This is a genomic window from Streptomyces sp. NPDC052721 (genome assembly GCF_040678315.1).
GTDB lineage: Bacteria > Actinomycetota > Actinomycetes > Streptomycetales > Streptomycetaceae > Streptomyces.
The window spans coordinates 218,863-244,079 of sequence record NZ_JBFATL010000003.1; the positions used below are offsets into that span (position 1 = coordinate 218,863).

Here is a 25,217-nt window from a genome sequence, read left to right on the forward strand (position 1 = left end):
CGAACGGGGCGGAGCGCCCGCCGGACAAGTTCGAAGGTAGGTTAGCCTAACCTCAGCTGATGTCCAGGGGGCGGGCGCTTGCCCGTTCGGGTCGTGCCGGGTGCTGCCGGTGCCGGCCGGACCCCGGGTCAGCTCACCAGGCCCAGTTCACGGGCGATCAGCATCCGCTGGACCTCGCTCGTGCCCTCGCCGATCTCCAGGATCTTGGAGTCGCGCCACATACGGGCCACCGGGTACTCGTTCATGAAGCCGTAGCCGCCGTGGATCTGGGTGGCCTCGCGGGCGTTGTCGACGGCGACCGTGGAGGAGTAGAGCTTGGCCAGGGCCGCCTCCTTCTTGAAGGGCTCGCCGGCCACCAGACGGCTGGCGGCGTCACGCCAGGCGAGGCGGGCCGTGTGGGCCTTCATCTCCATGTCGGCGATCTTGAACTGGATCGCCTGGTTGGCGCCGATGGGCTTGCCGAAGGCGCGGCGTTCCTTGGCGTACTTGACCGACTCGTCCACGCAGCCCTGGGCCAGGCCCGTCGCCAGGGCCGCGATGGCGATGCGGCCCTCGTCCAGGATGCGCAGGAACTGGGCGTAGCCACGGCCCTGTTCGCCCAGGAGGTTGGCGGCGGGGACCCGGACGTCGGTGAACGACAGCTCCCGGGTGTCCGACGCGTTCCAGCCGACCTTCGAGTAGGGCGCCGCCACCGTGAAGCCCGGCGTGCCCGACGGGACGATGATCGCCGAGATCTCCGGCCGGCCGTCCGGCTTGCGGCCGGTGACGGCGGTGACGGTCACCAGCCCCGTGATGTCCGTGCCCGAGTTGGTGATGAAGCACTTCGTGCCGTTGATCACCCACTCGTCCGTGTCCGCATCGAGGCGGGCCGTCGTACGGGTCGCCCCCGCGTCACTGCCGCCGTCCGGCTCGGTCAGGCCGAACGCGCCCAGGACCTCGCCCGAGCACAGCCGCGGCAGCCACTCCCGCTTCTGCTCCTCCGTGCCGAACAGGTGCAGCGGCATCGCCCCCAGCGAGACCCCCGCCTCCAGGGTGATGGCCACCGACGAGTCGACGCGGGCCAGCTCCTCCAGTGCGATGCCGAGCGCCAGATAGTCGCCGCCCATACCGCCGTACTCCTCCGGGAACGGCAGCCCGAACAGACCCATACGGCCCATCTCCCGGACGATCTCGTACGGGAACTCGTGCCGCTCGTAGAAGTCGCCGATCTTCGGCGCCACGACATCGTGCGCGAACTCCTCCACCGTGCGGCGGAGGTCCTCCAGCTCGGGGCTGAGACGGTGGTCCATGCTGATCACTGGTCCTTGTGGGAGAGAGCGCGGACGGTACGGGACGGGCTGGGCCGGCCCAGCTGTTCGGCCATCCACACGCTGGTGGCGGTCAGACGGCCGAGGTCGACCCCCGTCTCGATGCCGAGCCCGTGCAGCATCCAGACGAGGTCTTCGGTGGCGAGGTTGCCGGTGGCGGACTTGGCGTACGGGCAGCCGCCCAGGCCGCCGGCGGAGGCGTCGACCGTGGTGACGCCGTGCTGCAGCGCCGCCAGCGTGTTGGCGAGCGCCTGGCCGTAGGTGTCGTGGAAGTGCACGCCGATCACCTCCGTCGGCACGCCCCGCTCGTTCAGCAGGCCGAGCAGCTCGCGCACATGACCGGCCGTGGCCACGCCGATCGTGTCGCCGAGGCTCAGCTCGTCGCAGCCCATGTCCCGCAGGGCCGTGCAGACCCGGGCCACCTGCTGCGGCGGCACCGCGCCCTCCCACGGGTCGCCGAAGCACATGGACACATAGCCGCGCACGTGCACGCCCCGGTCCTTGGCCTGCCGCACCACCGGCTCGAACACCGCCAGGGACTCGTCCAGCGTGCGGTTGAGGTTGGCCTTCGCGAAGGACTCGGTGGCGCTGGCGAACACGGCGACGCGCTCGGCGCCGAGGGCCAGCGCCCGGTCCAGCCCCCGCTGATTGGGGACCAGCACCGGCAGGGCCACGCCGGGAAGGTCGCTCACCAGCGGGAACAGCTGCTCGGCGTCCGCCAGTTGGGGCACCCACGTGGGGTGCACGAAGCTCGTGGCCTCGATCGTCGTCAGGCCCGCGTCGGCCAGCCGCCGGATGAACTCGGCCTTCACTGCCGTCGGCACGGCCGTCTTCTCGTTCTGCAGCCCGTCCCGCGCGCCGACCTCGTGGATCCGCACCCGCGCGGGCAGCTTCGGGGCCGGTACCACCATGGGCAGACCGTCGACGCTCATTCCGCTGCCTCCTTGGGGGCGATGACGGCCAGCACCTGGTCCATGGCGACCGTCGTGCCGGGCGTCACGTCCAGCTCGGCGACCGTGCCGGCGTGCGGGGCGGAGATGACGTGCTCCATCTTCATCGCCTCCACCACCAGAAGGCTCTGCCCGGCGGCCACTTCGTCGCCGACGGCCACCTTGACCACCGTCACCGTGCCGGGCATGGGCGCGGTGAGCGAGTCGGCACCCGCGTGGGCAGCGCGGTTCAGCGACGCGGCCACCGGGTCGTGGTCGCGCACCTGCCAGGCGTCCCCCTCGCGGCCGATCCAGTCGCCGGCCCGGTGGAAGGTGTGCCGGACACCGTCGAGGGCGACGGTCACGCGGTCGCCGGTCACGGTGTGGGTGCCCCGAGGCGTGTACGTCACCGGGTCCTGCACCCGCAGCGGGAAGGCGGGCGGCTTCGGGGTGCCGCCGAGGCGCCAGCCGCTCGGCACGGAGAAGGGGTCGACCCAGCCCTCCGTGCGCGGCTTCAGCCGCTCCAGGCGTACGGCCGCCGCCGCCTCGTAGACCTCCTCGGGGACGTCCGTGCAGACCAGCTCGTCCACCACCCGCTCGACCAGGCCCGTGTCCAGCTCGCCCGCCACGACCGCCGGGTGCGCGAGCAGCCGGCGCAGGAAGCCCGCGTTGGTCTGCACGCCCAGCGTGACCGTCTGCGCGAGTGCCGAGCGGAGCTTCCTGAGCGCCGTCTCGCGGTCGGGGCCGTACGCGATCACCTTGGACAGCATCGGGTCGTACAGGCTGCCCACCTCGGTGCCCTCGGTGAGCCCGGAGTCGGTGCGCACGCCGTCGCCCTGCGGTTCGCGCAGCAGCAGGACGGTGCCACCGGACGGCAGGAACCCGCGCGCGGGGTCCTCCGCGCAGATCCGGGCCTCCACCGCGTGGCCGGTCAGCCGCAGGTCCTCCTGCGCGAACCCCAGCGGCTCCCCGGCGGCCACCCGCAGCTGCCACTCCACCAGGTCCAGCCCGGTGACGAGTTCGGTGACCGGGTGTTCCACCTGGAGGCGGGTGTTCATCTCCATGAAGTAGTACTGCGAGGGATCGCCGCCCGGGACGATGAACTCGACCGTGCCCGCGCCCCGGTACCCGCACGAGCGGGCCGCCTGTACGGCCGCCTCGCCCATCGCGGCCCGGGTCTCCTCGTCGAGGAGCACGCTCGGCGCCTCCTCGATGATCTTCTGGTGGCGCCGCTGGAGGGAGCACTCGCGCTCGCCCAGGTGGACCACGTTGCCGTGGCCGTCGGCCAGCACCTGGATCTCGATGTGCCGGGGCCGGTCCACCCACCGCTCCACCAGCAGGGTGTCGTCGCCGAAGGAGGCGCGGGCCTCGCGGCGGGCGGCGGCGATCTCCTCCTCCAGCACGGTCATGTCCCGCACCAGCCGCATGCCCTTGCCGCCGCCCCCGGCGGACGGCTTGAGCAGCACGGGCGCGCCCAGCGCGCGGGCCGCCTCGGCGAGCTGGGGGTCCCGGCCTCCCGGCACCACCGGCACCCCCGCCGCCTGCACCGTCTCCTTGGCCCGGATCTTGTCGCCCATGAGCGCGATGGCGTCCGCCGGCGGGCCGATGAACACGAGCCCCGCCTCCTCGCACGCGCGCGCGAAGCCCGCGTTCTCCGCGAGGAAGCCGTAACCGGGGTGGACGGCCTGGGCGCCGGTGCGGGCGGCGGCCTGAAGCAGCCGCTCCACCGACAGATAGCTCTCGGCGGCCGGCGCCGGACCGATCCGTACCGCCGTGTCGGCCTCGCGGACGTGCCGCGCGTCGGCGTCCGCGTCGGAGAAGACCGCCACCGAGCGCACGCCCAGCGAGCGGAGCGTACGGATGACGCGTACGGCGATCTCGCCCCGGTTGGCCACCAGCACTGTGTCGAACACGGTTCCCCTCCTCACATCCGGAAGACGCCGAACTGGGGGTCTCCCAGGGGCGCGTTGGCGCAGGCCGTCAGGGCGAGGCCCAGCACCTGACGAGTCTGAAGCGGGTCGATGACGCCGTCGTCCCAGAGCCGGGCGGTGGCGTAGTAGGCGTTGCCCTGGCGTTCGTACTGCGCGCGGATGGGCGCCTTGAACGCCTCCTCGTCCTCGGCGGGCCAGGACTCGCCGCGCGTCTCCAGCTGGTCCCGCTTGACGGTCGCCAGCACGGAGGCGGCCTGCTCGCCGCCCATGACGGAGATCTTGGCGCCCGGCCACATCCACAGGAAGCGGGGGGAGTAGGCCCGGCCGCACATCGAGTAGTTGCCCGCGCCGTACGAGCCGCCGACGACGACCGTCAGCTTCGGCACGCGCGTGCAGGCGACCGCGGTCACCATCTTGGCGCCGTGCTTGGCGATGCCGCCGGCCTCGTAGTCCTTGCCGACCATGAAGCCGGAGATGTTCTGGAGGAACACCAGCGGGATGCCGCGCTGGTCGCACAGCTCGATGAAGTGGGCGCCCTTCTGGGCGGACTCGGAGAACAGGATGCCGTTGTTGGCGACGATCCCGACCGGGTGGCCGTGGATCCGGGCGAAGCCGGTGACCAGGGTCTGCCCGAACTCGCTCTTGAACTCGGCGAACCGGGAGCCGTCGACCACGCGCGCGATGATCTCGCGGACGTCGTAGGGGGTGCGGGAGTCGACGGGGACCGCGCCGTAGAGCTCGTAGGGGTCGACCTTCGGCTCGGCGACGGGCGCGACCTCCCAGGGCGGGGACTGCCGGGCCGGGAGCGTGGCGACGATGTTCCGGACGATCCTGAGGGCGTGCGCGTCGTCCTCGGCGAGGTGGTCGGTGACCCCGGAGATCCGGGAGTGGACCTCGCCGCCGCCCAGCTCCTCCGCCGTCACGACCTCGCCGGTGGCCGCCTTCACCAGGGGCGGGCCGCCCAGGAAGACCGTGCCCTGGTTGCGGACGATCACGGCCTCGTCGCTCATCGCCGGGACGTACGCCCCGCCGGCCGTGCAGGAGCCGAGCACGGCCGCGATCTGCGGGATGCCCGCGCCGGACATCCGGGCCTGGTTGTAGAAGATCCGCCCGAAGTGGTCCCGGTCCGGGAAGACCTCGTCCTGCATCGGCAGGAAGGCCCCGCCGGAGTCGACCAGATAGACGCAGGGCAGCCGGTTGTCGAGGGCCACCTCCTGGGCGCGCAGGTGCTTCTTCACCGTCATCGGGTAGTACGTGCCGCCCTTGACCGTGGCGTCGTTCGCGACGATCACGCACTCGCGCCCGCTGACCCGGCCGATCCCGGCGATCACCCCGGCCGCCGGGGCCTGTCCCTCGTACATCCCGTCGGCCGCGAGCGGGGCCAGCTCCAGGAAGGGCGAGCCCGGGTCGAGCAGCGTGTCCACCCTGTCCCTCGGCAGCAGCTTGCCGCGCGCGGTGTGCCGGGCCCGCGCCTTCTCGCCGCCGCCGAGGGCCGCCGCGGCCAGCTTGGCGCGCAGCTCCTCCACGAGGGCGAGATGAGCCTGTTCATTGGCCCGCCAGGCCTCCGACGCGGGATCTGCCGCGCTCTGAAGCTCCGGTGCCTCCTGCATCCTGCGGTTCCCCTCACACGGTGATCGAACCTGTTAATGAGCGTTAACCATCGCCACCAGGTTAACGACCGCTAACCTCGCTGTCTAGAATTGGCCGCATGGTCACCAGAACCGACGCCCCCACCCGCCGTGAGCAGATCCTCAAGGAGGCCGCCCGCCTGTTCGCCGAGCGCGGGTTCCACGGCGTCGGTGTCGACGAGATAGGCGCCGCGGTCGGCATCAGCGGCCCCGGCCTCTACCGGCACTTCCCGGGCAAGGACGCGATGCTCGCCGAGCTGCTGGTCGGCATCAGCGGACAGCTGCTGACCGGGGCCAAGCGCCGGCTTGCGGAGGCCGACGGGGTCCCCGCGACCCGCGTCCTCGACTCCCTGATCGAGGGCCACATCGACTTCGCCCTGGACGACCGCCCGCTGATCACCCTGCACGACCGCGAGCTGGACCGCCTGCGGGACAGCGACCGCAAGCTGGTGCGGCAGCTCCAGCGGCAGTACGTGGAGCTGTGGGTGGAGGTGGTCCGCGCGGTGTACCCCGGCCTGACCGAACCGGCCGCCCGCTCGGCCGTCCACTCGGTCTTCGGCCTGCTCAACTCCACCCCCCACCTCGGCCGCGCCGGCACGCTCCCCGGCCGGGGCACGACGGCGGCCCTGCTGCACCGCATGGCACGGGGCGCGTTCGAGGCGGCGGGCTCGAAATGAAGGGCGTTCGCCGCGCCTGATGCGCCATGATGTGGGGCACCGATGCGGTCTTAGGGGGGACTGTTGGGCGATCGGGGCTTCCGCGGGCTGCTGCCGTTGCTGGTGGCGGCACTGTGCCTGCTGGCCGCACCGGCCGTCGGGTGGGCCGCGGAGCCGGCGGCTGCGCAGTACTGCCGCAGCGCCCGCCTCGACGGTGCCCGGGTCAGCACGTCGGTGGCGCTGCGGCACGACAAGCGCACCTACACGGAGATCGTCACCAGGCTGACCCTGGATGTCCCGGGCTCCTGGCCGCTCTCCCGGGACCTGCTGCTCAGCGAGAGGAGCAGCCGCTACGCCACCGCGATGTCGTGTCTCACCAGGGCGGGCGGACGCGAGCAGCGGCGCTGGAGCGAGTGGCGCTCGGCGAACCCCGTGGTGACCTGGAAGGGCGATCGCGTCAGGGTCGTCTACCAGGCGCACGCCTGGGCCAACGAATACCGCTCCGACATCGACGTCGGGTTGTGGCGTCTTCGCGTCGGCGCCCGGTACTGGACGGTCCGGCTCATGGTGCCGCCCGCCCTGGCACACGCCCGGTGGGAAAAGATCTCCGTGGACCCCGGCGCGCCAGGAGCCGAGTGGGCGCGGCCGTCGCCCACGGGGGGCGAGGGGGCCACCACGCTGATCTGGCGGCCGAAGGGCCCGGCGGGGACGAAGGCGGGCGGAACGGCGGCGCGGCGGGACGGGGCGGCGGCGAAGGGGCGTGAGGCGGCGCCCGAGCACCGCTCGGTGCCCGCCGTCTCGGTGGGGCTCAAGCCGGGCTGGCAGCGGTCCTGGAGCGCTCAGAGCGGACGCCTGACCGCTCTGGGCCTGGACTTCCTCGGCCGCCTGCTGTGGGTGGGTCTGGTGTCCGCCCTGCTGCTGGTGGCGACTCGCTTCTATCTGCGGCGTCCCGGCACGGCCACCGCCGATCAGTCACGGACGCTGGCCAACCTGCGCCGATGGGCGTTGACGGCCGTCGGCCTCTCCGCGCTGGTCTGCGCGGATCTGCTGATCGAGCAGTGCTTCGGCCACTTCGGGGCATGGCCGGACTTCGGCGACCAGCTCTTCATCGAGTACGGCCTCGCCCTCGTCGCGGTACTCGCCCTGCTCCGAGTCGCCGGCTGGTCGCGGTGGTGGGCCCTCTGGACGGCCCTGGCGCTGAATCCCGTGGTGGCGATCTCGGCGGTGGGGTCGTCGCGCCGGTTCCTGGGCCTGGGCGGCGCGCTCGGCGTCCAGATCACCCTGTCCTGCTGCTTCGTCGCGCTGACCCTGCTGGCTGTCACGGCCGCCCTCTGGCGCATCGCCGTGGACGGGCGGCTGCTGCCCGAGAGCCGGCGCTTCCCCGGGAACGACCGGGTGCTGCGGCCCGCGGTGGCCGGGCCGGCGGTCCTCGCGGCCACGGTGGTCATCGCCGTCTGCTACGCGCTGGCGGAGCAGCGCGACTGGCTGCGGGCCACCTGGCTGAGCGACGCCACGGTTCACGCGTACGGACCGGACCGCCTGCAGGACTACCTGTGGCAGGCGATGTGGTCGGTCTCCTTCCTCCAGGAACTGGTGATCGGCGACCAGGCCTGGCTGCTCACCGCGGTCGCCGTGCTGGCCGCACTGCGCGCCTGGCGCCTTCCCGGCTCGCTGACCCCGCTCGACGACCCGGGCGACCGCCTGCTGTTCCTCACGTTCTTCGCGGTGACGGTCGGCCTGTCCGGCGGGACGCACCTGGCCAACGCCCTGCCCACCGGTGTGTGGATCCCCTTGAACATGCTGGCCCTGTACGGGACGACGGCGTTGCTCGCCCGCCGGTCCGTGCTGGCGCAGCCCTTCGAGCTGTCCGGGCGGCCGCTGGCCACGGTGGCCGGTCCGTGGGCCCGTACGAGGCTGCTGCACAAGTCGCGCGCCTACCGTGAGATCCACGCCGAACTGCGGCGCCTGGACCAAGGGCTCTTCGGTGACGAACCCCCTCAGCGGGACCGCCTGGAGAGGCGGTTGGAGAAGCTGCACGACTGGCCCGCGGGGGTGCCGCTGGTCGGCCACGACCGGCTGCCGGCCAAGATATCGGTGGTCGACGCGGCCTTGGCCCTGGGGCCGCGGGACGACTGGTGGGCCAACGGCAGACGTGGCGCGCTCTTCGCGCTGGTCCCCGGGCTGCCGGCGGCCGGGCTCGGAGCCTGGGCCTGGGGCATCCGGGGGGAAGCCTGGCAGGACACCCTCTCGGACATGGTCGGCATGCCCGCCCTCGCCTTCAACTTCCTGTACTGGATGGTCAGCTGGGCTGCGGCCGGCTTCGTGCTGGGCGCCCTGTGGAGGGTGTTGCCGGGCCGCCGCGGCGCGGTCAAGGCGATCCCCGTGACCGCGGCCTTCGCGGTGCCGGCCGGGCTGGACGCGCTGGTCGGCTGGTTCCTCCACGAGAGCACGTCCAACACCGCCCTGCAGCTGTCGATGATGCTCTTCGTCCTCACGGTCACGGGCATCATGCTCGACTTCGACACCTTCGGGGGCGAGCGGCGCTACTGGCAGAGCCGGATGGGCCTGCTGCTGTCCGTCTACCAGATGCGGTACTACTCCCTGCAGGTCGCCTATGTCATCGCGCAGGTCATCGCGATGATCACGATCTGGCAGTTCTTCACCGAGCCCGACGTGACGCCCTCGCAGGGCGGGACGCCGCCCGACGCGGGCGGCGGCTGACAGGCGGGCCGCGCCGTGCCCGGCGCCCGAGCGCGCCGCGGCGTGACGAGCGTTACGGCGCAACCCCCCTGGACGGGATTCCGTACTCGCCGGTACGGTGAGTGAGCAAGCGCTTAGACATGTCGATGTCAGGTACGTGGAGGTGGCGGCGTGCGCCGTACGGTGTTCAACGAGGATCACGAGGCGTTCCGGGAGACCCTTCGCGCCTTCATCGAGGCCGAGGTCGTACCGGTGTACGACGAGTGGTTCGCAGCCGGCCAGGCGCCGCGCGACTTCTACTACAAGCTCGGCGAGCTGGGCATCTTCGGCATCAGCGTGCCCGAGGAGTTCGGCGGCGCGGGGCTGGACACCCACAAGTTCGAGGCCGTCCTCTACGAGGAGACCGCCCGCGCCGGCGTGCAGTTCGGCGGCTCCGGCGTGCACGTGCTGCTCGCCCTGCCCTACATCAAGATGCTCGCCGACGACGAGCAGAAGAAGCGCTACCTGCCGAAGTTCGTCACCGGCGAGGAGATGTGGGCCATCGCGATGACCGAGCCGGGCACCGGCTCCGACCTCGCGGGCATGAAGACCACCGCCAAGCTCTCCGAGGACGGCACGCACTACGTCCTCAACGGCGCCAAGACCTTCATCACCGGCGGTGTGCACGCCGACAAGGTGATCGTCTGCGCCCGCACGGCCGCGCCCACCGCCGAGGACCGCCGCCACGGCATCTCCCTGTTCGCCGTGGACACCAAGTCCGAGGGCTACTCCATCGGCCGCAAGCTGGACAAGCTGGGCCTGCGCACCTCCGACACCGCCGAGCTGGCCTTCGTCGACGTCAAGGTCCCGGTCGAGGACCTGCTCGGCGAGGAGAACAAGGGCTTCTACTACCTCGGCCACAACCTGGCCTCCGAGCGCTGGGGCATCGCCTTCGGCGCCTACGCCCAGGCCAAGGCCGCCGTCCGGTTCGCCAAGCAGTACGTGCAGGAGCGCACCGTCTTCGGCAAGCCGGTCGCCCACTTCCAGAACACCAAGTTCGAGCTGGCCGCCTGCCAGGCCGAGGTGGACGCCGCCGAGGCGGTCGCCGACCGCGCCCTGGAGGCCCTGGACGCCGGCGAGCTGACCCCCGCCGAGGCCGCCTCCGCGAAGCTCTTCTGCACCGAGGTCGCCCACCGCGTGATCGACCGCTGCCTCCAGCTGCACGGCGGCTACGGCTACATGAACGAGTACCCGATCGCCCGCCTGTACGCGGACAACCGCGTCAACCGCATCTACGGCGGCACCAGCGAGATCATGAAGACGATCATCGCCAAGGACATGGGCCTGTAAGGCCCCGGACACCGACACGCGATCACTGGCCGGTACAACTGCACTCCATGAGCCAGGCACTCCAGGATCTCCTCGATCTGCTCGACCTGGAGCAGATCGAGGAGAACATCTTCCGCGGCCGGTCCCGCTCCGCCGTCGTCCCCCGCGTCTTCGGCGGGCAGGTCGCGGCGCAGGCGCTGGTCGCCGCCGGACGGACGGTCCCCGCGGACCGGCCCGCCCACTCCCTGCACGCGTACTTCCTGCGCCCCGGCGACCCTGGCGCGCCGATCGTGTACACCGTGGACCGCATCCGTGACGGCCGGTCCTTCACGACCCGCCGGGTGGTCGCCGTCCAGCACGGCAAGCCGATCTTCCACCTGTCGGCGTCCTTCCAGACGTACGAGGACGGCCTGGAGCACCAGGCGCCCATGCCCGCCGCACCCGACCCGGCGACCCTGCCGACCTCCGACGAGCGGCTGCGCGGCTACGGCCACCTCGCCCCCGACGTCGTGGAGCGGTTCCTTCAGGCGCGCGAGGCGATCGACCTCAGGTACGTGGAGGAGCCGCCGTACGGGCGGTACGGCGAGCCGCGCGAGCCGCACTCCCAGGTGTGGTTCCGCACCAACGGCAAGCTCGACGACGACCCCCTGCTGCACGTCGTCCTCGCCACCTACGTCTCCGACATGACCCTGCTCGACTCGGTGCTGCTCGCGCACGGGCGCGGCGGCTGGGCCGTCGGGGACGTCGTCGGGGCCTCCCTGGACCACGCGATGTGGTTCCACCGGCCCTTCCGGGCCGACGAATGGCTGCTGTACGACCAGGAGTCACCGTCCGCGCACGGCGGCCGGGGCCTCGGCCAGGCCCGCATCTACACCCAGGACGGGCGGCTCGCCATCTCGGTCATCCAGGAGGGTGTTGTCCGCGTGCCGAGACGGCCGTGACAGCGGTGCTCTCCGAGATGACGCGTGACTCATGTGGGACTAGGCTCTCTGAGTGAAAGCCGCAGTGAACGGCATGCCCGGCAGACCCGGTGTGTGAGGTGCCCAGCGCCGTTTCGGTTTCAACTGGCTGCGGTGACACCTGAAGACCGCGCCGCATTTCTTCCCCTTTCGCAGCGGCGACGGCCATCCACCTCGTGCCTCCTCCAGGGAGCCGCGAGAGACGATGGAGATGGAAGGTATTCCCATGCGATCACAGCGCACGAGGCGTCTTGTCGCGATTTCCGCCAGCGGTCTGCTGCTGGCCGGCGGAGCCGCGATCGGCACGGCCGGAACCGCGTCTGCCTCGGACCACAGCGACCAGAGTTCCTACAGCAGGGACTATGGAGGCGACCACGGACGTGACAGCGATCACGGCTCGTGGGGCGACGATGACGACGACTACGGCGACGGCGGCTACGGCGGTGACCACGGCGGCGGCTACGGTGGCGACCACGACGGCGGCTACGGCGGTGACCACGGCGGCGGCTACGGTGGCGACCACGGCGGCAACGGCGGAGGCCACGGCGGTGGTGGCGGAGGCCACGGCGGTGGTGGCGGAGGCCACGGCGGTGGTGGCGGAGGCCACGGCGGTGGTGGCGGAGGCCACGGAGGAGGTGGCGGAGGCCACTGAGCCGACCACGAACTGACGACGTGCGGCCCCGTCTGCGGGGCCGCACCTCGGTTTTGACGGAGAGTCAGCGCAGCACGTGACGGGGTGAGAGCGTCGCGTGACGGGAGGTCAGAGGAGACCCGCCGCGGCGAGCAGATACGCCGTCATCGGGTCGTAGTGACGCGGACTCACCACATGGTCGTCCAGGGGGACGACGACCTGCACGGTCCCCTCGGACTCGGCGAGGAACAGCGCCGGGTCGTTGCAGTCCGCGTACCCGACGGAGTCGACCCCGTGCTGTCCCGCGTACCCGGCCCAGCCGTGGTCGGCGACCACCAGGTCCGGCAGCGGGCGCCCCTCCCGTTCAAGTGCCGTGAGAATGGCCCGCATCGGCTCACCGGAGTGGGTGTGCCACAGCGTCGCCCCGTGCTCCAGCACGGCCACGTCCGCGAACTGCATCACGTACCCCTCGTCCGTCTGCAACCCGTCCGGGATGACGACGATCTCGCAGCCCGCGGCGCGCAGCGCGGCGGCCGTGGCCCGGTGGACGTCCAGCAGCCCACCCGGGTGCCCGGTCGCGAACAGCACCCGCTGCCGGTCCTCCGCCGCCTTGCGCAGCCGCGCCGCCATGCGGTCGAGGGCGTCCACCGTCAACTCGGGGTCGATGGTGTCCTGCCCGTACCGGTACTCGGGGTCGTCGTTGACACCCACCCGCTCGGCCATGACCGCGAGCACGTCCTGCTCGTCCGTCCAGCGGTCGCCCAGCTCCAGGCCGAGCCAGAAGCCCCGGACACCGTTGGCGAGCTGGCGGTAGTGGGAGAGGTTGTTCTCGCGGGGGGTGGCGACGTCCCCCGCGATACGCGTGCGCACCAGGTGGTCGACGAGCTGGGCGCGGCTGGGTGTCCCGGGTATCGGCATGCCTCCCATTGTGGGGCAGTGCGCGGCGCGCGTCCCCGGCATATTGCCCGCTGGGACGGGGGTCACTCACGGTCGCCGTCAGTCACGGCGCAGCGCGAACCACAGCTCCATGCGCACGTCCGGATGGTCCAGGTCGGCGGCCAACAGGGCGGCGCAGCGGGCGATCCGCTGCCGCACGGTGTTGCGGTGCACGTCCAGCGCCACCGCCGTACGGTCCCAACTGCCGTGCAGGGACAGCCAGGTGCGCAGCGTGTCGGCGAGGGCCGGCTGCCCCGCGAGGGGGGCGAGCAGCGTACGGGCGTGGGTCTCGGCGTCCGCCCGCGGCACCAGGTCCGCCAGCGCCGGCCGGGCCGCGTGCCGGACCAGCGAGGAGCGGGTGGCGCGGGCCCGGGCGAGGGCACGGGCGGCCTGGGCGTCGGCGGCCGGCCACTCCCGGGGCCCGGCCGGGGCACTCACCCCGAGCGTCCAGCCGGGCTGCGGCTCCGGTTCCCGGTCCGCCGGGACCAGCACCCGTACGACACCACGGGCCAGGTCGACCAGCGGCGAGCCCAGGGCGGCACCCAGCGCGGAGGCGGCGACCGCGTCCGGGGCCTGGGCCTCCGGCCGCGCGTGCACCACGAGCCACGGCCCGGAGCCGAGCAGCGGCGCCACCTCCTCGGGCGGTGCGCCCAGCAGCAGCCGGACGAGCGCGGAGGACCGGGCCGCCCCGGCCCCGCTCTGGTGCTCACCGGTCAGCAGGGCCAGCAGAACGGCGGCGACGGAGGCGATGGTGTGATCACCCGGGTCCCGCCGGGGGGCGGCCACCCCGAGCACGAACCCTTCCCCGGCCCCGAGGGCGTAGACGGCGAGGTGGGTGGCGCCGTGGGTGTCGGTGGCGGAGGTGGGATGCGGGCGGGGGACCGCGGCGGCCGGTGCGGAAGGGGCCGGGTGCCTGACCACCCCCGCCAGCTCCGCCAGTGCCGTCCGCGCGCCCTCCGGGGTCTCCCGGCCCGCCCCCGCGACCTCCGTGCCGTCGGGCCCGTAGAGCACCGCCCGGCCGCCCAGGCGCTGGGCCAGCTGGCGCAGGACCGAGGGGACCGGATCCGGCCGGGAAGCGGCGGCCGCCAGGCTCTGCTGCGCCTCGGTGACCCGGCGCAGCTCGGCCAGCCGGGCCTGCGCCATGAGCTGCCAGACCGCGCGGGCCACCCCGGAGAAGGTGGTCTGCGGCGGGACCTCCAGCAGCGGCAGCCCGTACCGGTCGCAGGCGGCGACCAGGGCGCGCGGGACTGCGTCGTGCACCGGGGCCAGCCCGAAGCCGAGGGCCGCGCCGCCCGCCGCCACGATCCGGGAGACGTAGTCGTCGAAGTAGGTGCCTGATCCGGCGGCCTCCGGGATGTGCACCCCGGCCGTGAGCAGCAGCTCGCCGCCCAGCAGATAGGGGTACGGGTCGGCCATCTCCGAGGTGTGCGCCCAGTGGATCACGATCCCGGGGTCCGTCGGCCCGGCGATCTGCCGCAGGGCGAGGTCGTCCCGGGCCAGCAGCGCCTGGAGTGTGACCGGTGGGGTCGGTGGGACCGCTGGGGCGATCGTCTCCGGCATGGTGTGCGTTCCCTCCATCCCGCCCCGTTCATATGGATGAAACGTACACTTCGCAGTCGCTTTCCGGCCACCTAGCCTCAAGGAGCACGGCAGCCGCGGGTACGGGCGGATGTCCCCGCGAGCCGCTGCCGACACATCCCCGAAGCTCTGCACGACACGCCACCGGACAGTGCGCGAAGGAGGGCCCCATGGCCGTCGACTACACAGTGATCGTCGTCTATCTCGCCGGCATGCTCGCCATGGGCTGGTGGGGCATGCGCCGCGCCAAGTCCAAGAGCGACTTCCTGGTGGCCGGCCGCCGTCTCGGCCCCGCCATGTACTCCGGCACCATGGCGGCGATCGTCCTCGGCGGCGCCTCCACCATCGGTGGCGTGGGCCTCGGCTACCAGTACGGCCTCTCCGGCGCCTGGATGGTCTTCACCATCGGCCTCGGCCTGCTCGCCCTGTCGGTCTTCTTCTCGGGCCGCATCGCCCGCCTGAAGGTGTACACGGTCTCCGAGATGCTCGACCTGCGCTACGGCGGCCGGGCCGGCGTGATCTCGGGCGTGGTCATGTGGGCGTACACCCTCATGCTGGCGGTGACCTCCACCATCGCCTACGCCACGATCTTCGACGTGCTCTTCGACATGAACCGCACGGTCGCGATCATCCTCGGCGGCTCGATCGTCGTCGCGTACTCGACCCTCGGCGGCATGTGGTCGATCACCCTGACGGACATGGTCCAGTTCGTCGTCAAGACCATCGGCGTGCTGCTCCTGCTCCTGCCGATCGCGGTCGTCAAGGCGGGCGGCTTCTCCGAGATGAAGGCCAAGCTGCCGACCGGGTACTTCGACCCGCTGGGCATCGGCGGCGAGACGATCTTCACCTACGTCCTGATCTACACGTTCGGCATGCTGATCGGCCAGGACATCTGGCAGCGCGTGTTCACCGCCCGCAGCGACAGGACCGCCAAGTGGGGCGGCACGGTGGCCGGAACCTACTGCCTGGCCTACGCCCTGGCCGGCGCGGTGATCGGTACGGCCGCCAAGGTGCTCTACCCCAAGCTGGGCAGCCCCGACGACGCCTTCGCCACCATCGTCAAGGACGAACTCCCCGTCGGCGTGCGCGGACTGGTCCTGGCCGCCGCCCTCGCCGCCGTGATGTCGACGTCCTCCGGCGCCCTGATCGCCTGCGCCACGGTCGCCAACAACGACATCTGGTCCCGCCTGCGCGGGGTGGTGCGACGGGACGGCGAGGACCACGACGAGGTCAAGGGAAACCGCGCGTTCATCCTGGTCATGGGCCTGGCGGTGATCGGCACGGCGATCGCGCTGAACAACGTGGTCGAGGCGCTCACCGTGGCCTACAACCTCCTCGTCGGCGGCCTGCTCGTGCCCATCCTCGGCGGCCTGCTGTGGAAGCGCGGCACGGTCCAGGGCGCGCTGGCCTCCGTGATCGTCGGCGGTCTCGCCGTCATCGGCCTGATGGCCGGCTACGGCATCCTCGCCAACGAGCCCGTCTACTACGGCCTGCTGGCCTCCCTCGCGGTCTACGTCGCCGTCTCCCTGGCCACGAAGCCCACCGACGAGACCGTCCTCGCCACCTGGCGCGAGCGCCTCGCCGGACGCTCCCCCGAACTCCCGACCGAACCGGTCCCGGCTCACCAGTAGAGTCGTAGAGAAAGCAGTACATGCGCGAAGAAGCGCAGGAAAGAAGGCATTTCACCATGAGCAGCACCGAGACGCCCCGCGGCCCCGTCGACTCCTCCCGCATCCCGCGGTACGCCGGCCCCGCGACCTTCGCCCGGCTGCCCCGCCTGGACGAGGTCGGCACCGCCGACGTCGCCGTCGTGGGCGTGCCGTTCGACTCCGGCGTCTCGTACCGGCCGGGCGCCCGCTTCGGCGGCAACGCCATCCGTGAGGCGTCCCGGCTGCTGCGCCCGTACAACCCGGCGCAGGACGCCTCCCCGTTCGCCCTCGCCCAGGTCGCGGACGGCGGCGACATCGCCGTGAACCCGTTCAACATCAACGAGGCCGTCGAGACCGTCGAGGCCGCCGCCGACGAACTGCTCGGCACCGGCGCCCGCCTGATGACCCTCGGCGGCGACCACACCATCGCGCTGCCGCTGCTGCGCTCGGTGGCGAAGAAGCACGGCCCGGTCGCCCTGCTGCACTTCGACGCCCACCTGGACACCTGGGACACCTACTTCGGCGCCGAGTACACGCACGGCACCCCGTTCCGCCGCGCGGTCGAGGAGGGCATCCTCGACACCTCCGCCCTGTCCCACGTCGGCACCCGCGGCCCGCTGTACGGCAAGCAGGACCTGACGGACGACGAGAAGATGGGCTTCGGCATCGTCACCTCCGCCGACATCTACCGCCGTGGCGCCGACGAGGTGGCCGACCAGCTGCGCCAGCGCATCGGCGACCGCCCGCTGTACATCTCCATCGACATCGACTGCCTCGACCCGGCCCACGCGCCCGGCACCGGCACGCCCGAGGCGGGCGGCATGACCTCCCGCGAGCTGCTGGAGATCCTGCGCGGCCTGGCCGGCTGCAACCTGGTGTCCGCGGACGTCGTCGAGGTGGCCCCGGCGTACGACCACGCCGAGATCACCTCGGTCGCCGCCTCCCACACGGCGTACGAACTGACCACCATCATGAGCCGCCAGATCGCGGCGGCCCGGAAGGACGCGGAAGCGAAGTGACTCACGACCACGACCTGGTACTCCGCCCGACGCCGGCGCAGATCACCGCCGCCCTGAACCCTCCCCCGGGGCGCAACGGCGGAGACCTGGTCGTGGAGACACTGGCCGGGCTGGGCGCGACGACCGTCTTCGGCCTCCCCGGCCAGCACGCCCTCGGCATGTTCGACGCGCTCCGCCGCTCCTCCCTGCGCTATGTGGGCCTGCGGGTGGAGAACAACGCGGGCTTCGCGGCGGACGCGTACGGCAGGATCACGGGCCAGGCGGCCCCGCTGCTGCTCTCGACGGGCCCGGGAGCCCTGACCTCGCTGGCCGCGCTCCAGGAGGCGGCGGCGGCCAGCGCGCCCGTCCTGGCGATCAGCAGCCAGATCCCGACGGCGGGCCTGGGCGGCGGCCGGCACGGCTATCTCCATGAACTGCCGGACCAGGCGGCCTCGTTCCGGGGCGTGGTGAAATCGGTCCACACGGTCCGCACCCCCTCCCAGATCCCCTCCGCCCTCGCGGCGGCCTGGAAGTCGGCCCTGACGGCCCCGCACGGCCCGGTGTGGGTGGAGATCCCGCAGGACGTCCTGCTGGCCGAGACCTCGCTGCCCGTGGTGACGGCGATGGACGCGACCCCGGACGACCTGGTCCCGCGCCCCGAACTGACGGCGGTGGCCGCCGGCCTGCTCTCCCGCGCCGCCCGCCCGGCGGTCATCGCGGGTGGCGGGGTCGTCCGCGCGGACGCGTCCGGCAAGCTGCTCCAGCTGGCCGAGAAGCTCCAGGCACCGGTCGTGACGACCTTCGGCGGCAAGGGCGCGTTCCCGTGGCACCACCCCCTGTCGTTGCAGTCCTGGCTGGAGGACAGGCACACGACGGACTTCCTGGAGGACGCGGACGTCCTGCTGGTGGTCGGCTCGGGCCTCGGCGAACTGTCCTCCAACTACCACACGTTCCAGCCCCGGGGCCGGGTGATCCAGATCGAGGCGGACCTCGGCAAACTGGAGTCCAACCACCCGGCCCTCGGCATCCACGCGGACGCCCGCCTGGCCCTCCAGGCGCTGCTGGAGACGGTGGAGGAGCGCACGGACGCCTCCGCGCCCGAACGGGTGCGGGACCTCCTGGCCCGCGTGTCCGAGCGCATAGCCGCCCAGGAACTCACCCTGGAACAGGACGTGCTGGCGTCGGTCCGCCGCGCGCTGCCCGCCGGCTCCCCGTCCTTCTGGGACATGACGATCCTGGCCTACTGGGCCTGGTCCGCGTTCGACGCGCAGGGCCCCAACACCATGCACTCGGCCCAGGGTGCCGGCGGCCTCGGTTACGGCTTCCCGGCGGCCCTGGGCGCGGCGGCGGCGGACCCGACGCGTCCGGTCCTGGCGGTGTCGGGCGACGGCGGAGCGCTCTACTCGATCGCCGAACTGGCCACGGCCCGCCAGTACGACCTCCCGGTCACCTGGCTGATCATCGACGACGGCGGCTACGGCATCCTCCGCGAGTACATGACGGACGCCTTCGGCCAGGCGACGGCGACGGAACTCACCCGCCCGGACTATGTGGCCCTCGCCGAGTCCTTCGGCGTACCGGGGGTGCGCACGACCCCGAAGACGCTGGAGGAGGACCTGGCGAAGGCGCTGGGGACCCCGGGCCCGTCGGTGGTCGTCCTCCCGGCCCTGCTCCGGATGTTCGCGCCGACCCATCTGGGCGGCTGACGCGCCGCACCGGCGTCGCCCGCGTCCAGGGAGCCGAAGAACCAGGCCTCCAGCTCCGGGTGCCGCTCAACACGGCAGCGCTCAGAAGCTGTTGCGCTCGGAGCCGGAGAGGTTCCAGGACTGGAGCAGCGCCGGCGGCGACCAGCCGGGCGCCGGGTGGGGGAGGGGATCGGTGGCAGATGCCACCGGTGCACCGTGCCGGCCGGCGAAGGGTGCGCGCTGTGGCCCCCTGGGCGCACGCTGCGGGCCGGTGAGAGTCGGGTAAGGAACTCCGGTTCGCCGAACGGGCGTACAACTTTCGACCACCCTGGCGAGTCCAGTCATGCAGCGCACGGGTGCGCTCAACGGCGTTCAGGGGGACGCCCGTACGACATTCGAGGGGGACTTTCCATGACTCACCGGACATCCGGCCGGGCCGGTGCGCTCGCGGCCGCCGTCAGTGCCGCGCTGCTCATACCGGCGGTCACCGCCGCCACGCCGGCCGTCGCGGCCACGCCCGCCGTGACCTGTACGTCCGCCAAGGCGGGCCTGGCCGACAAGCTGAAGAAGGACATCACGGCCGCCCTCACCAACCGCAAGGGCACGGTCGCCATCGGCCTGTACGACCGCAGCACCAAGACCACCTGCACCCTGCGGGCCACCAGTGCCTACGACTCGGCCAGCACGGTCAAGGTCACCGTGCTCGCCACGCTGCTGTGGGACGCGAAGAAGCACAACCGGTACCTGACGAGCACCGAGCAGTCGCTCGCCAAGGCCATGATCACCCAGTCCGACAACACCGCGACCAGCAAGCTCTGGAAGCAGCTCGGCATGACGAAGATCAAGGGCTTCCTGGCCGCCGCCGGCATGACCAAGACCGTGCCGGGCTCGGGCGGCTACTGGGGGCTGACGCAGGAGAACGTCAACGACGAGCAGAAGCTCCTCAAGCTCATCACCGCCAAGAACAGCGTGCTGAGCGACAACTCCCGGGCCTACATCCTGAAGCTGATGGGCCAGGTCGTCTCCTCGCAGCGCTGGGGCACCCCGGCCGGCGCGCCGTCCTCCGTCTCCGTGCACGTCAAGAACGGCTGGCTGCAGCGCTCCTCGCACGGCTGGCGGGTGCACAGCCTGGGCACCTTCAACGGCGCCGGCCGCGACTACATGATCACCGTGCTGACGCAGGACAACAGCACCATGAGCTACGGCGTCACCACCATCCAGAACGTCGCCAAGGCGATCCACAAGGATCTGGTGCCGACCACCGCCGGCGTCACCCGCTACACCCCGACCAGCCAGCCGCGCGAGGCGTTCGTCGCCGTACCGCCGCGGGGCTGACGCTTCACGAGGCGGTCTTCCGCACGTCACCGACCGGTTCTACGGTGGCGGCCATGCGCCTGAGAACCGTACTCGCCACCCTCACCGCCGGCCTGGCGGCGGCCACCTGTCCGACCGCCGCCGGGTCCGCCGCCGGCGCGGAAGCGCGCGCCGCCTGTTCGGCCACCGTGTCGATCGACCGCTTCTCCGACGTGCTCGACAAGACGACGTACGACGGCACCATCGTCGGCAACTTCTCCGCCCTCGCCGTGGACCGGGACGGCTCGCTCGCGGCCCTGGCCGACCGCTCGTCGCTGTTCCGCCTGGACGCCCGTACGCTCCAGCCGCAGGCGGCCGTCCGCCTCGCCGACGAGAAGGGCGCCGGCCTCGACTCCGAGGGCCTCGTCATCGACAGGGACGGCACCCGGCTGATCTCCTCCGAGACCGAGCCGTCCGTCCGCCGCTACTCCCGCGACGGCAAGATCCTCGACCGTCTCCCGGTCCCGGCCGCCCTCCAGGTCACGCCGGCCGGCCGCGCCACCGCCAACCAGACCTTCGAGGGCCTGACCCTGCTGCCCGGCGGCCACACCCTGCTGGCCTCCATGGAGTACGCGCTGTCCGGCGACTCCACCGGCATCGTCCGCTTCCAGACGTGGACCCGCCATCACGGCCGCTTCACGCCCGGCGCCCAGTACGCCTACCGCACCGACGCCGGCCTCGGCGTCCCCGAGGTCCAGGCGACCCCCGACGGCCGCCTCCTCGTCCTGGAGCGCGGCTTCACCGCCGGCGTCGGCAACACGGTCCGCCTCCATCTGGCCGACCTCCGTCACGCCACGGACACGAGCGGCATCGAGAACCTCACCGGTCAGCCGGGTGTCCGCCTGGTCAAGAAGACGCTCCTGGCCGACATCGCCGCCTGCCCCTCCCTCGGTGCCACGGCGAAGCAGCCCCAGCCGAATCCCCTCCTGGACAACATCGAGGGCATGACGATCACGGGCCGTGACCACACCGGCCGCCTGAAGGTCCTCCTGGTGAGCGACGACAACGAGAACGCGGCCCAGACGACCAGGTTCTACTACCTCCGGGTACGTGTCTGACCGCTGCCCTCGCACTGTTGCGGAGGGATGAAATCCGCATCGTCCGACGTTGACGCCTTCTGGTAGAGCACGGCCGAAAACAGGAGGCACCGGCGTGGCAGCGCAACGGGGATGGGCACGACGTCTGGCGGCCTACGCCTGGCGGTATCCGAAGGACGTCGTCCTCGCCCTCGGCTCCTCCCTCGCCGGCATGGCCGTCCTGGCCGTCGTCCCGCTGCTCACCAAGGTGATCATCGATGACGTGATCGGCGCCCACACCCGCGCCATGGCGCCCTGGGCCGGCGCCCTCGTAGGCGCCGCCGTCCTGGTCTACGCCCTCACCTACATCCGCCGCTTCTACGGCGGCCGGCTCGCCCTCGACGTCCAGCACGACCTGCGGACCGAGATGTACGGCACGATCACCCGGCTGGACGGCCGCCGCCAGGACGAGCTGTCCACCGGACAGGTCGTCGGCCGTGCCACCAGCGACCTCCAGCTGATCCAGGGCCTGCTGTTCATGCTCCCGATGACCATCGGGAACGTCCTGCTCTTCCTGATCTCCCTGGTGATCATGGCGTGGCTGTCGCTGCCGCTGACCCTGGTCGCCCTGGCCGTCGCGCCCGCCCTCGGCTGGATCGCCAAGCGCAGCCGCAGCAGGCTGCACCCGGCCACCTGGTACGCCCAGGCCCAGGCCGCCGCCGTGGCCGGAGTGGTGGACGGCGCGGTGAGCGGCGTCCGCGTGGTGAAGGGTTTCGGGCAGGAGGACCAGGAGACGAACAAGCTGCGCGAGGTCGGCCGCCGGCTGTTCGCGGGGCGCCTGCGCACGATCCGTCTGAACAGCACGTACACCCCGGCCCTCCAGGCCGTGCCCGCGCTCGGTCAGGTCGCCATGCTGGCCCTCGGCGGCTGGCTCGCCGTACGCGGGCACATCACGCTCGGCACCTTCGTGGCCTTCTCCACCTACCTGGCCCAGCTGGTCGGCCCGGTCCGCATGCTCGCGATGGTCCTCACCGTCGGCCAGCAGGCCCGCGCCGGCACCGAACGCGTCCTGGAGCTGATCGACACCGAGCCGACCCTCAGGGACGGCACCAAGACCCTCCCCGCCGACGCGCCCGCGACCGTCGAGTTCGACGACGTGTCCTTCGGCTACGACCACGAGCGTCCCGTGCTGGACGGGCTGAGCTTCGAGATCCGGCCCGGCGAGACCCTCGCCGTCGTCGGCTCCTCCGGCTCCGGCAAGTCCACCCTCTCCCTGCTCCTGCCGCGCTTCTACGACGTCACCCACGGCGCCGTCCTGATCGGTGGCCACGACGTCCGCGAGCTGACCCTGGACTCGCTGCGGGCCGCCATCGGACTGGTCCCGGAAGATTCGTTCCTCTTCTCCGACACCGTCCGCGACAACATCGCCTACGGCCGCCCGGACGCCACCGACGAAGAGATCGAGGCCGCCGCCCGCGCCGCGCAGGCGGACCGCTTCATCAGGGAGCTGCCCGACGGCTACGACACCAAGGTCGGCGAGCAGGGCCTCACCCTCTCCGGCGGCCAGCGCCAGCGCGTCGCCCTCGCCCGTGCCCTGCTCACCGACCCGCGCCTGCTGGTCCTGGACGATGCCACCTCGGCCGTGGACGCCCGCGTCGAGCACGAGATCCACGAGGCGCTGAAGCATGTGATGGAGGGCCGTACGACCCTGCTCATCGCCCACCGCCGCTCCACCCTCAACCTCGCCGACCGCATCGCCGTGCTCGACGGCGGCCGGCTCGCCGATCTCGGCACCCACGAGGAGCTCCAGGAGCGCTCGGCCCTCTACCGCCGTCTGCTCACCGACCCGGACGAGCTGGGCGGGGTCTCCCCGGGCCGCGCCGTGCCCGCCGAGCCGCAGGAGGACACCTCCGTCCGCGACGAGCTGGAGGCCGAGTTCGACGCCGAGCGGGGCGTCACCCCCCGGCTGTGGACCGGCGACCGCGAGCGCAAGGACCAGGCGCTGACCGGCACCCCGGCCACCCCGGAACTGCTCGCCCAGGTCGAGGCGCTGCCCCCGGCCACCGACACCCCGGACATCGACGAGGCCCGCGCCGTCCTGCCCGAGGACTCCTACGGCCTGCGCCGCCTCCTGCGCGGCTTCCGGCTGCCCCTGCTCGTCAGCCTGCTGCTGGTCGCCGTCGACGCGGGCGCCGGCCTGCTGCTACCGGTGCTGATCCGGCACGGCATCGACTCGGGCGTCACGAAGATGGCGATCGGCGCGGTCTGGTCGGCGGCCCTGCTCGGCCTGCTGACCGTGCTCGTCCAGTGGGCCGCGCAGATCGGCGAGACCCGGATGACGGGCCGTACCGGCGAACGCGTGCTGTACACGCTGCGGCTGAAGATCTTCGCCCAGCTCCAGCGGCTGGGCCTCGACTACTACGAGCGCGAGCTGACCGGCCGGATCATGACCCGGATGACGACGGACGTCGACGCGCTCTCCACGTTCCTGCAGACCGGCCTGGTCACGGCCTTCGTCTCGGTCGTCACCTTCTTCGGGATCATGGTCGCGCTGCTGGTGCTCGACCTCCGGCTCGCACTCGTCGTCTTCGCCACCCTGCCTCCGCTGATCGTGGCCACCTTCTTCTTCCGCCGGGCGAGCGTGAAGGCGTACGAACTCGCCCGCGAGCGGGTGTCGACGGTGAACGCCGACCTCCAGGAGACCGTCGCAGGGCTGCGGATCGTGCAGGCCTTCCGGCGGGAGCGGGACGGCGGACGGCGGTTCGCCGAGCGCAGCGACGCCTACCGCAGCGCCCGCATCCACGGCCAGCGGCTGATATCCGTCTACTTCCCGTTCGTGCAGCTTTTGTCCTCGGTGGCCGCGGCGGCCGTGCTGATCGCGGGCGCGGGCCGGGTCGAGGCGGCCACGCTGACCACGGGCGCCCTGGTGGCGTACCTGCTCTACATCGACCTGTTCTTCGCGCCCGTCCAGCAGCTCTCCCAGGTCTTCGACGGCTACCAGCAGGCCACGGTCTCGCTGGGCCGCATCCAGGAGCTGCTGCGCGAGCCGACGTCCACGCGGACCGCCGACGAACCCCTCGACGTGCTGTCCCTGCGCGGTGACATCGCCTTCGAAGGCGTGCGCTTCGCGTACGGCGACGAGGAGGAGGCGCTGTCCGGCATCGACCTGACGATCCCGGCCGGACAGACGGTCGCGTTCGTCGGCGAGACCGGCGCCGGCAAGTCGACGCTGGTCAAGCTGGTGGCCCGGTTCTACGACCCGACTGCCGGCCGGGTCACGGTCGACGGCACGGATCTGCGCGCCCTGGACCTCACGTCGTACCGCCACCGGCTCGGGGTCGTCCCGCAGGAGGCCTACCTCTTCCCGGGCACCGTCCGCGACGCCATCGCCTACGGCCGTCCCGACGCCACCGACGCCGAGGTGGAGGCGGCGGCCCGCGCGGTCGGCGCGCACGAGATGATCGCCACGCTGGAGGGCGGCTATCTGCACGAGGTCGCCGAGCGGGGCCGCAACCTCTCGGCGGGCCAGCGCCAGCTGATCGCCCTCGCCCGCGCGGAACTGGTCGACCCGGACATCCTGCTCCTGGACGAGGCCACGGCCGCCCTGGACCTGGCCACGGAGGCACAGGTCAACCAGGCCACCGACCGCCTGGCGGGCCGTCGTACGACCCTGGTGGTCGCCCACCGGCTGACCACCGCCGCCCGCGCGGACCGGGTGGTGGTGATGGACCACGGCCGGGTCGTGGAGGACGGCACCCACGAGGAGCTGCTGGCCCGCGGCGGCCGGTACGCCGAGCTGTGGCGGACCTTCGTCGGCCAGTCCGAGCCGGAGGAGCCGGTCGGCGCCTCCCGCTGAGGCCTCCGGTTGGGCTGTCGCGCTGACGGTCGTGCAACCATCCGGCACACCCGTGCGTCCGTACATCAGTACGGACACGGGGGTGCGTGACCGGGAC

Annotated in this window: 17 protein-coding genes; 10 read left to right on the forward strand and 7 right to left on the reverse strand. The window is 72.1% G+C overall.

Annotated elements, in window-relative coordinates:
- Positions 1 to 128 precede the first annotated feature (128 nt).
- From AB0L21_RS04770 to AB0L21_RS04785, 4 genes are read right to left on the reverse strand one after another with little or no spacing between them, the layout of a single operon-like run.
- Positions 129 to 1,289, reverse strand: coding sequence for an acyl-CoA dehydrogenase family protein (locus AB0L21_RS04770; RefSeq protein ID WP_365699635.1), 1,161 nt, complete (start codon positions 1,287 to 1,289; stop codon positions 129 to 131).
- A 5-nt stretch (positions 1,290 to 1,294) separates the two neighbouring features.
- On the reverse strand, positions 1,295 to 2,239 hold the full coding sequence (locus tag AB0L21_RS04775; RefSeq protein ID WP_365782230.1) for a hydroxymethylglutaryl-CoA lyase: 945 nt from the start codon (positions 2,237 to 2,239) through the stop codon (positions 1,295 to 1,297).
- On the reverse strand, positions 2,236 to 4,149 hold the full coding sequence (locus AB0L21_RS04780; RefSeq protein ID WP_365782232.1) for an acetyl/propionyl/methylcrotonyl-CoA carboxylase subunit alpha: 1,914 nt from the start codon (positions 4,147 to 4,149) through the stop codon (positions 2,236 to 2,238). The genes AB0L21_RS04775 and AB0L21_RS04780 overlap by 4 nt, the downstream gene beginning before the upstream one ends.
- An 11-nt stretch (positions 4,150 to 4,160) precedes the next feature.
- Positions 4,161 to 5,777, reverse strand: a complete 1,617-nt coding sequence (locus AB0L21_RS04785) for a carboxyl transferase domain-containing protein (RefSeq protein ID WP_365782234.1) — start codon at positions 5,775 to 5,777, stop codon at positions 4,161 to 4,163.
- Positions 5,778 to 5,875: 98 nt separating this feature from the next.
- On the opposite strand from AB0L21_RS04785, the gene AB0L21_RS04790 reads away from it, so the two are divergent.
- The 4 genes from AB0L21_RS04790 (at position 5,876) to tesB (ending at position 11,400) form a co-directional block, all read left to right on the forward strand.
- The gene (locus AB0L21_RS04790; protein WP_365699644.1) at positions 5,876 to 6,472 is read left to right on the forward strand and encodes a TetR/AcrR family transcriptional regulator; all 597 of its coding nucleotides are present in this window, start codon (positions 5,876 to 5,878) and stop codon (positions 6,470 to 6,472) included.
- Between the two features lie 63 nt (positions 6,473 to 6,535).
- The gene (locus AB0L21_RS04795; protein WP_365782236.1) at positions 6,536 to 9,172 is read left to right on the forward strand and encodes a DUF6185 family protein; all 2,637 of its coding nucleotides are present in this window, start codon (positions 6,536 to 6,538) and stop codon (positions 9,170 to 9,172) included.
- 150 nt (positions 9,173 to 9,322) lie between these two features.
- Positions 9,323 to 10,480 carry an acyl-CoA dehydrogenase family protein gene (locus AB0L21_RS04800; protein ID WP_365699648.1) on the forward strand — a complete coding sequence of 386 codons (1,158 nt, stop codon included), beginning with the start codon at positions 9,323 to 9,325 and terminating at the stop codon, positions 10,478 to 10,480.
- A 47-nt stretch (positions 10,481 to 10,527) separates the two neighbouring features.
- Positions 10,528 to 11,400, forward strand: a complete 873-nt coding sequence (gene tesB / locus AB0L21_RS04805) for an acyl-CoA thioesterase II (protein WP_365782238.1) — start codon at positions 10,528 to 10,530, stop codon at positions 11,398 to 11,400.
- A gap of 250 nt (positions 11,401 to 11,650) precedes the next feature.
- Here the strand turns inward: tesB and AB0L21_RS04810 are convergent, their stop codons facing one another.
- The 3 genes from AB0L21_RS04810 to AB0L21_RS04820 form a co-directional block, all read right to left on the reverse strand.
- Positions 11,651 to 12,079, reverse strand: coding sequence for a hypothetical protein (locus AB0L21_RS04810; RefSeq protein WP_365782240.1), 429 nt, complete (start codon positions 12,077 to 12,079; stop codon positions 11,651 to 11,653).
- A 99-nt stretch (positions 12,080 to 12,178) separates the two neighbouring features.
- Positions 12,179 to 12,967, reverse strand: a complete 789-nt coding sequence (locus tag AB0L21_RS04815) for a phosphatase (protein WP_365699654.1) — start codon at positions 12,965 to 12,967, stop codon at positions 12,179 to 12,181.
- A 78-nt stretch (positions 12,968 to 13,045) separates the two neighbouring features.
- A complete protein-coding gene (locus AB0L21_RS04820; protein ID WP_365782242.1) occupies positions 13,046 to 14,545 on the reverse strand; it encodes a PucR family transcriptional regulator ligand-binding domain-containing protein in 1,500 nt (499 codons plus the stop codon).
- A 188-nt stretch (positions 14,546 to 14,733) separates the two neighbouring features.
- Between AB0L21_RS04820 and AB0L21_RS04825 the strand changes: the two genes are divergently transcribed.
- The 6 genes from AB0L21_RS04825 to AB0L21_RS04850 all read left to right on the forward strand — a co-directional run bounded on the left by AB0L21_RS04825 (position 14,734) and on the right by AB0L21_RS04850 (position 25,120).
- On the forward strand, positions 14,734 to 16,194 hold the full coding sequence (locus tag AB0L21_RS04825; RefSeq protein ID WP_365699658.1) for a sodium:solute symporter: 1,461 nt from the start codon (positions 14,734 to 14,736) through the stop codon (positions 16,192 to 16,194).
- 56 nt (positions 16,195 to 16,250) lie between these two features.
- On the forward strand, positions 16,251 to 17,231 hold the full coding sequence (gene speB, locus AB0L21_RS04830) for an agmatinase (RefSeq protein WP_365699660.1): 981 nt from the start codon (positions 16,251 to 16,253) through the stop codon (positions 17,229 to 17,231).
- The gene (locus AB0L21_RS04835; RefSeq protein ID WP_365699662.1) at positions 17,228 to 18,916 is read left to right on the forward strand and encodes a thiamine pyrophosphate-binding protein; all 1,689 of its coding nucleotides are present in this window, start codon (positions 17,228 to 17,230) and stop codon (positions 18,914 to 18,916) included. Before speB ends, AB0L21_RS04835 begins: the two co-directional genes overlap by 4 nt.
- 390 nt (positions 18,917 to 19,306) lie before the next feature.
- Positions 19,307 to 20,230, forward strand: coding sequence for a serine hydrolase (locus AB0L21_RS04840; RefSeq protein ID WP_365699664.1), 924 nt, complete (start codon positions 19,307 to 19,309; stop codon positions 20,228 to 20,230).
- A 53-nt stretch (positions 20,231 to 20,283) separates the two neighbouring features.
- Positions 20,284 to 21,306, forward strand: a complete 1,023-nt coding sequence (locus AB0L21_RS04845) for an esterase-like activity of phytase family protein (RefSeq protein ID WP_365699666.1) — start codon at positions 20,284 to 20,286, stop codon at positions 21,304 to 21,306.
- A 94-nt stretch (positions 21,307 to 21,400) separates the two neighbouring features.
- On the forward strand, positions 21,401 to 25,120 hold the full coding sequence (locus AB0L21_RS04850) for an ABC transporter ATP-binding protein (protein ID WP_365699668.1): 3,720 nt from the start codon (positions 21,401 to 21,403) through the stop codon (positions 25,118 to 25,120).
- Positions 25,121 to 25,217: the final 97 nt, after the last annotated feature.

Excerpts from the sequence above, each read along its gene's own strand:
- AB0L21_RS04770 (WP_365699635.1), bottom strand. The coding sequence starts at position 1,289 with ATGGACCACCGTCTCAGCCCCGAGCTGGAGGACCTCCGCCGCACGGTG.
- AB0L21_RS04775 (WP_365782230.1), bottom strand. The coding sequence starts at position 2,239 with ATGAGCGTCGACGGTCTGCCCATGGTGGTACCGGCCCCGAAGCTGCCC.
- AB0L21_RS04785 (WP_365782234.1), bottom strand. The coding sequence starts at position 5,777 with ATGCAGGAGGCACCGGAGCTTCAGAGCGCGGCAGATCCCGCGTCGGAG.
- AB0L21_RS04790 (WP_365699644.1), top strand. The coding sequence starts at position 5,876 with ATGGTCACCAGAACCGACGCCCCCACCCGCCGTGAGCAGATCCTCAAG.
- tesB (WP_365782238.1), top strand. The coding sequence starts at position 10,528 with ATGAGCCAGGCACTCCAGGATCTCCTCGATCTGCTCGACCTGGAGCAG.
- AB0L21_RS04815 (WP_365699654.1), bottom strand. The coding sequence starts at position 12,967 with ATGCCGATACCCGGGACACCCAGCCGCGCCCAGCTCGTCGACCACCTG.
- AB0L21_RS04820 (WP_365782242.1), bottom strand. The coding sequence starts at position 14,545 with ATGCCGGAGACGATCGCCCCAGCGGTCCCACCGACCCCACCGGTCACA.
- AB0L21_RS04825 (WP_365699658.1), top strand. The coding sequence starts at position 14,734 with ATGGCCGTCGACTACACAGTGATCGTCGTCTATCTCGCCGGCATGCTC.
- speB (WP_365699660.1), top strand. The coding sequence starts at position 16,251 with ATGAGCAGCACCGAGACGCCCCGCGGCCCCGTCGACTCCTCCCGCATC.
- AB0L21_RS04840 (WP_365699664.1), top strand. The coding sequence starts at position 19,307 with ATGACTCACCGGACATCCGGCCGGGCCGGTGCGCTCGCGGCCGCCGTC.
- AB0L21_RS04845 (WP_365699666.1), top strand. The coding sequence starts at position 20,284 with ATGCGCCTGAGAACCGTACTCGCCACCCTCACCGCCGGCCTGGCGGCG.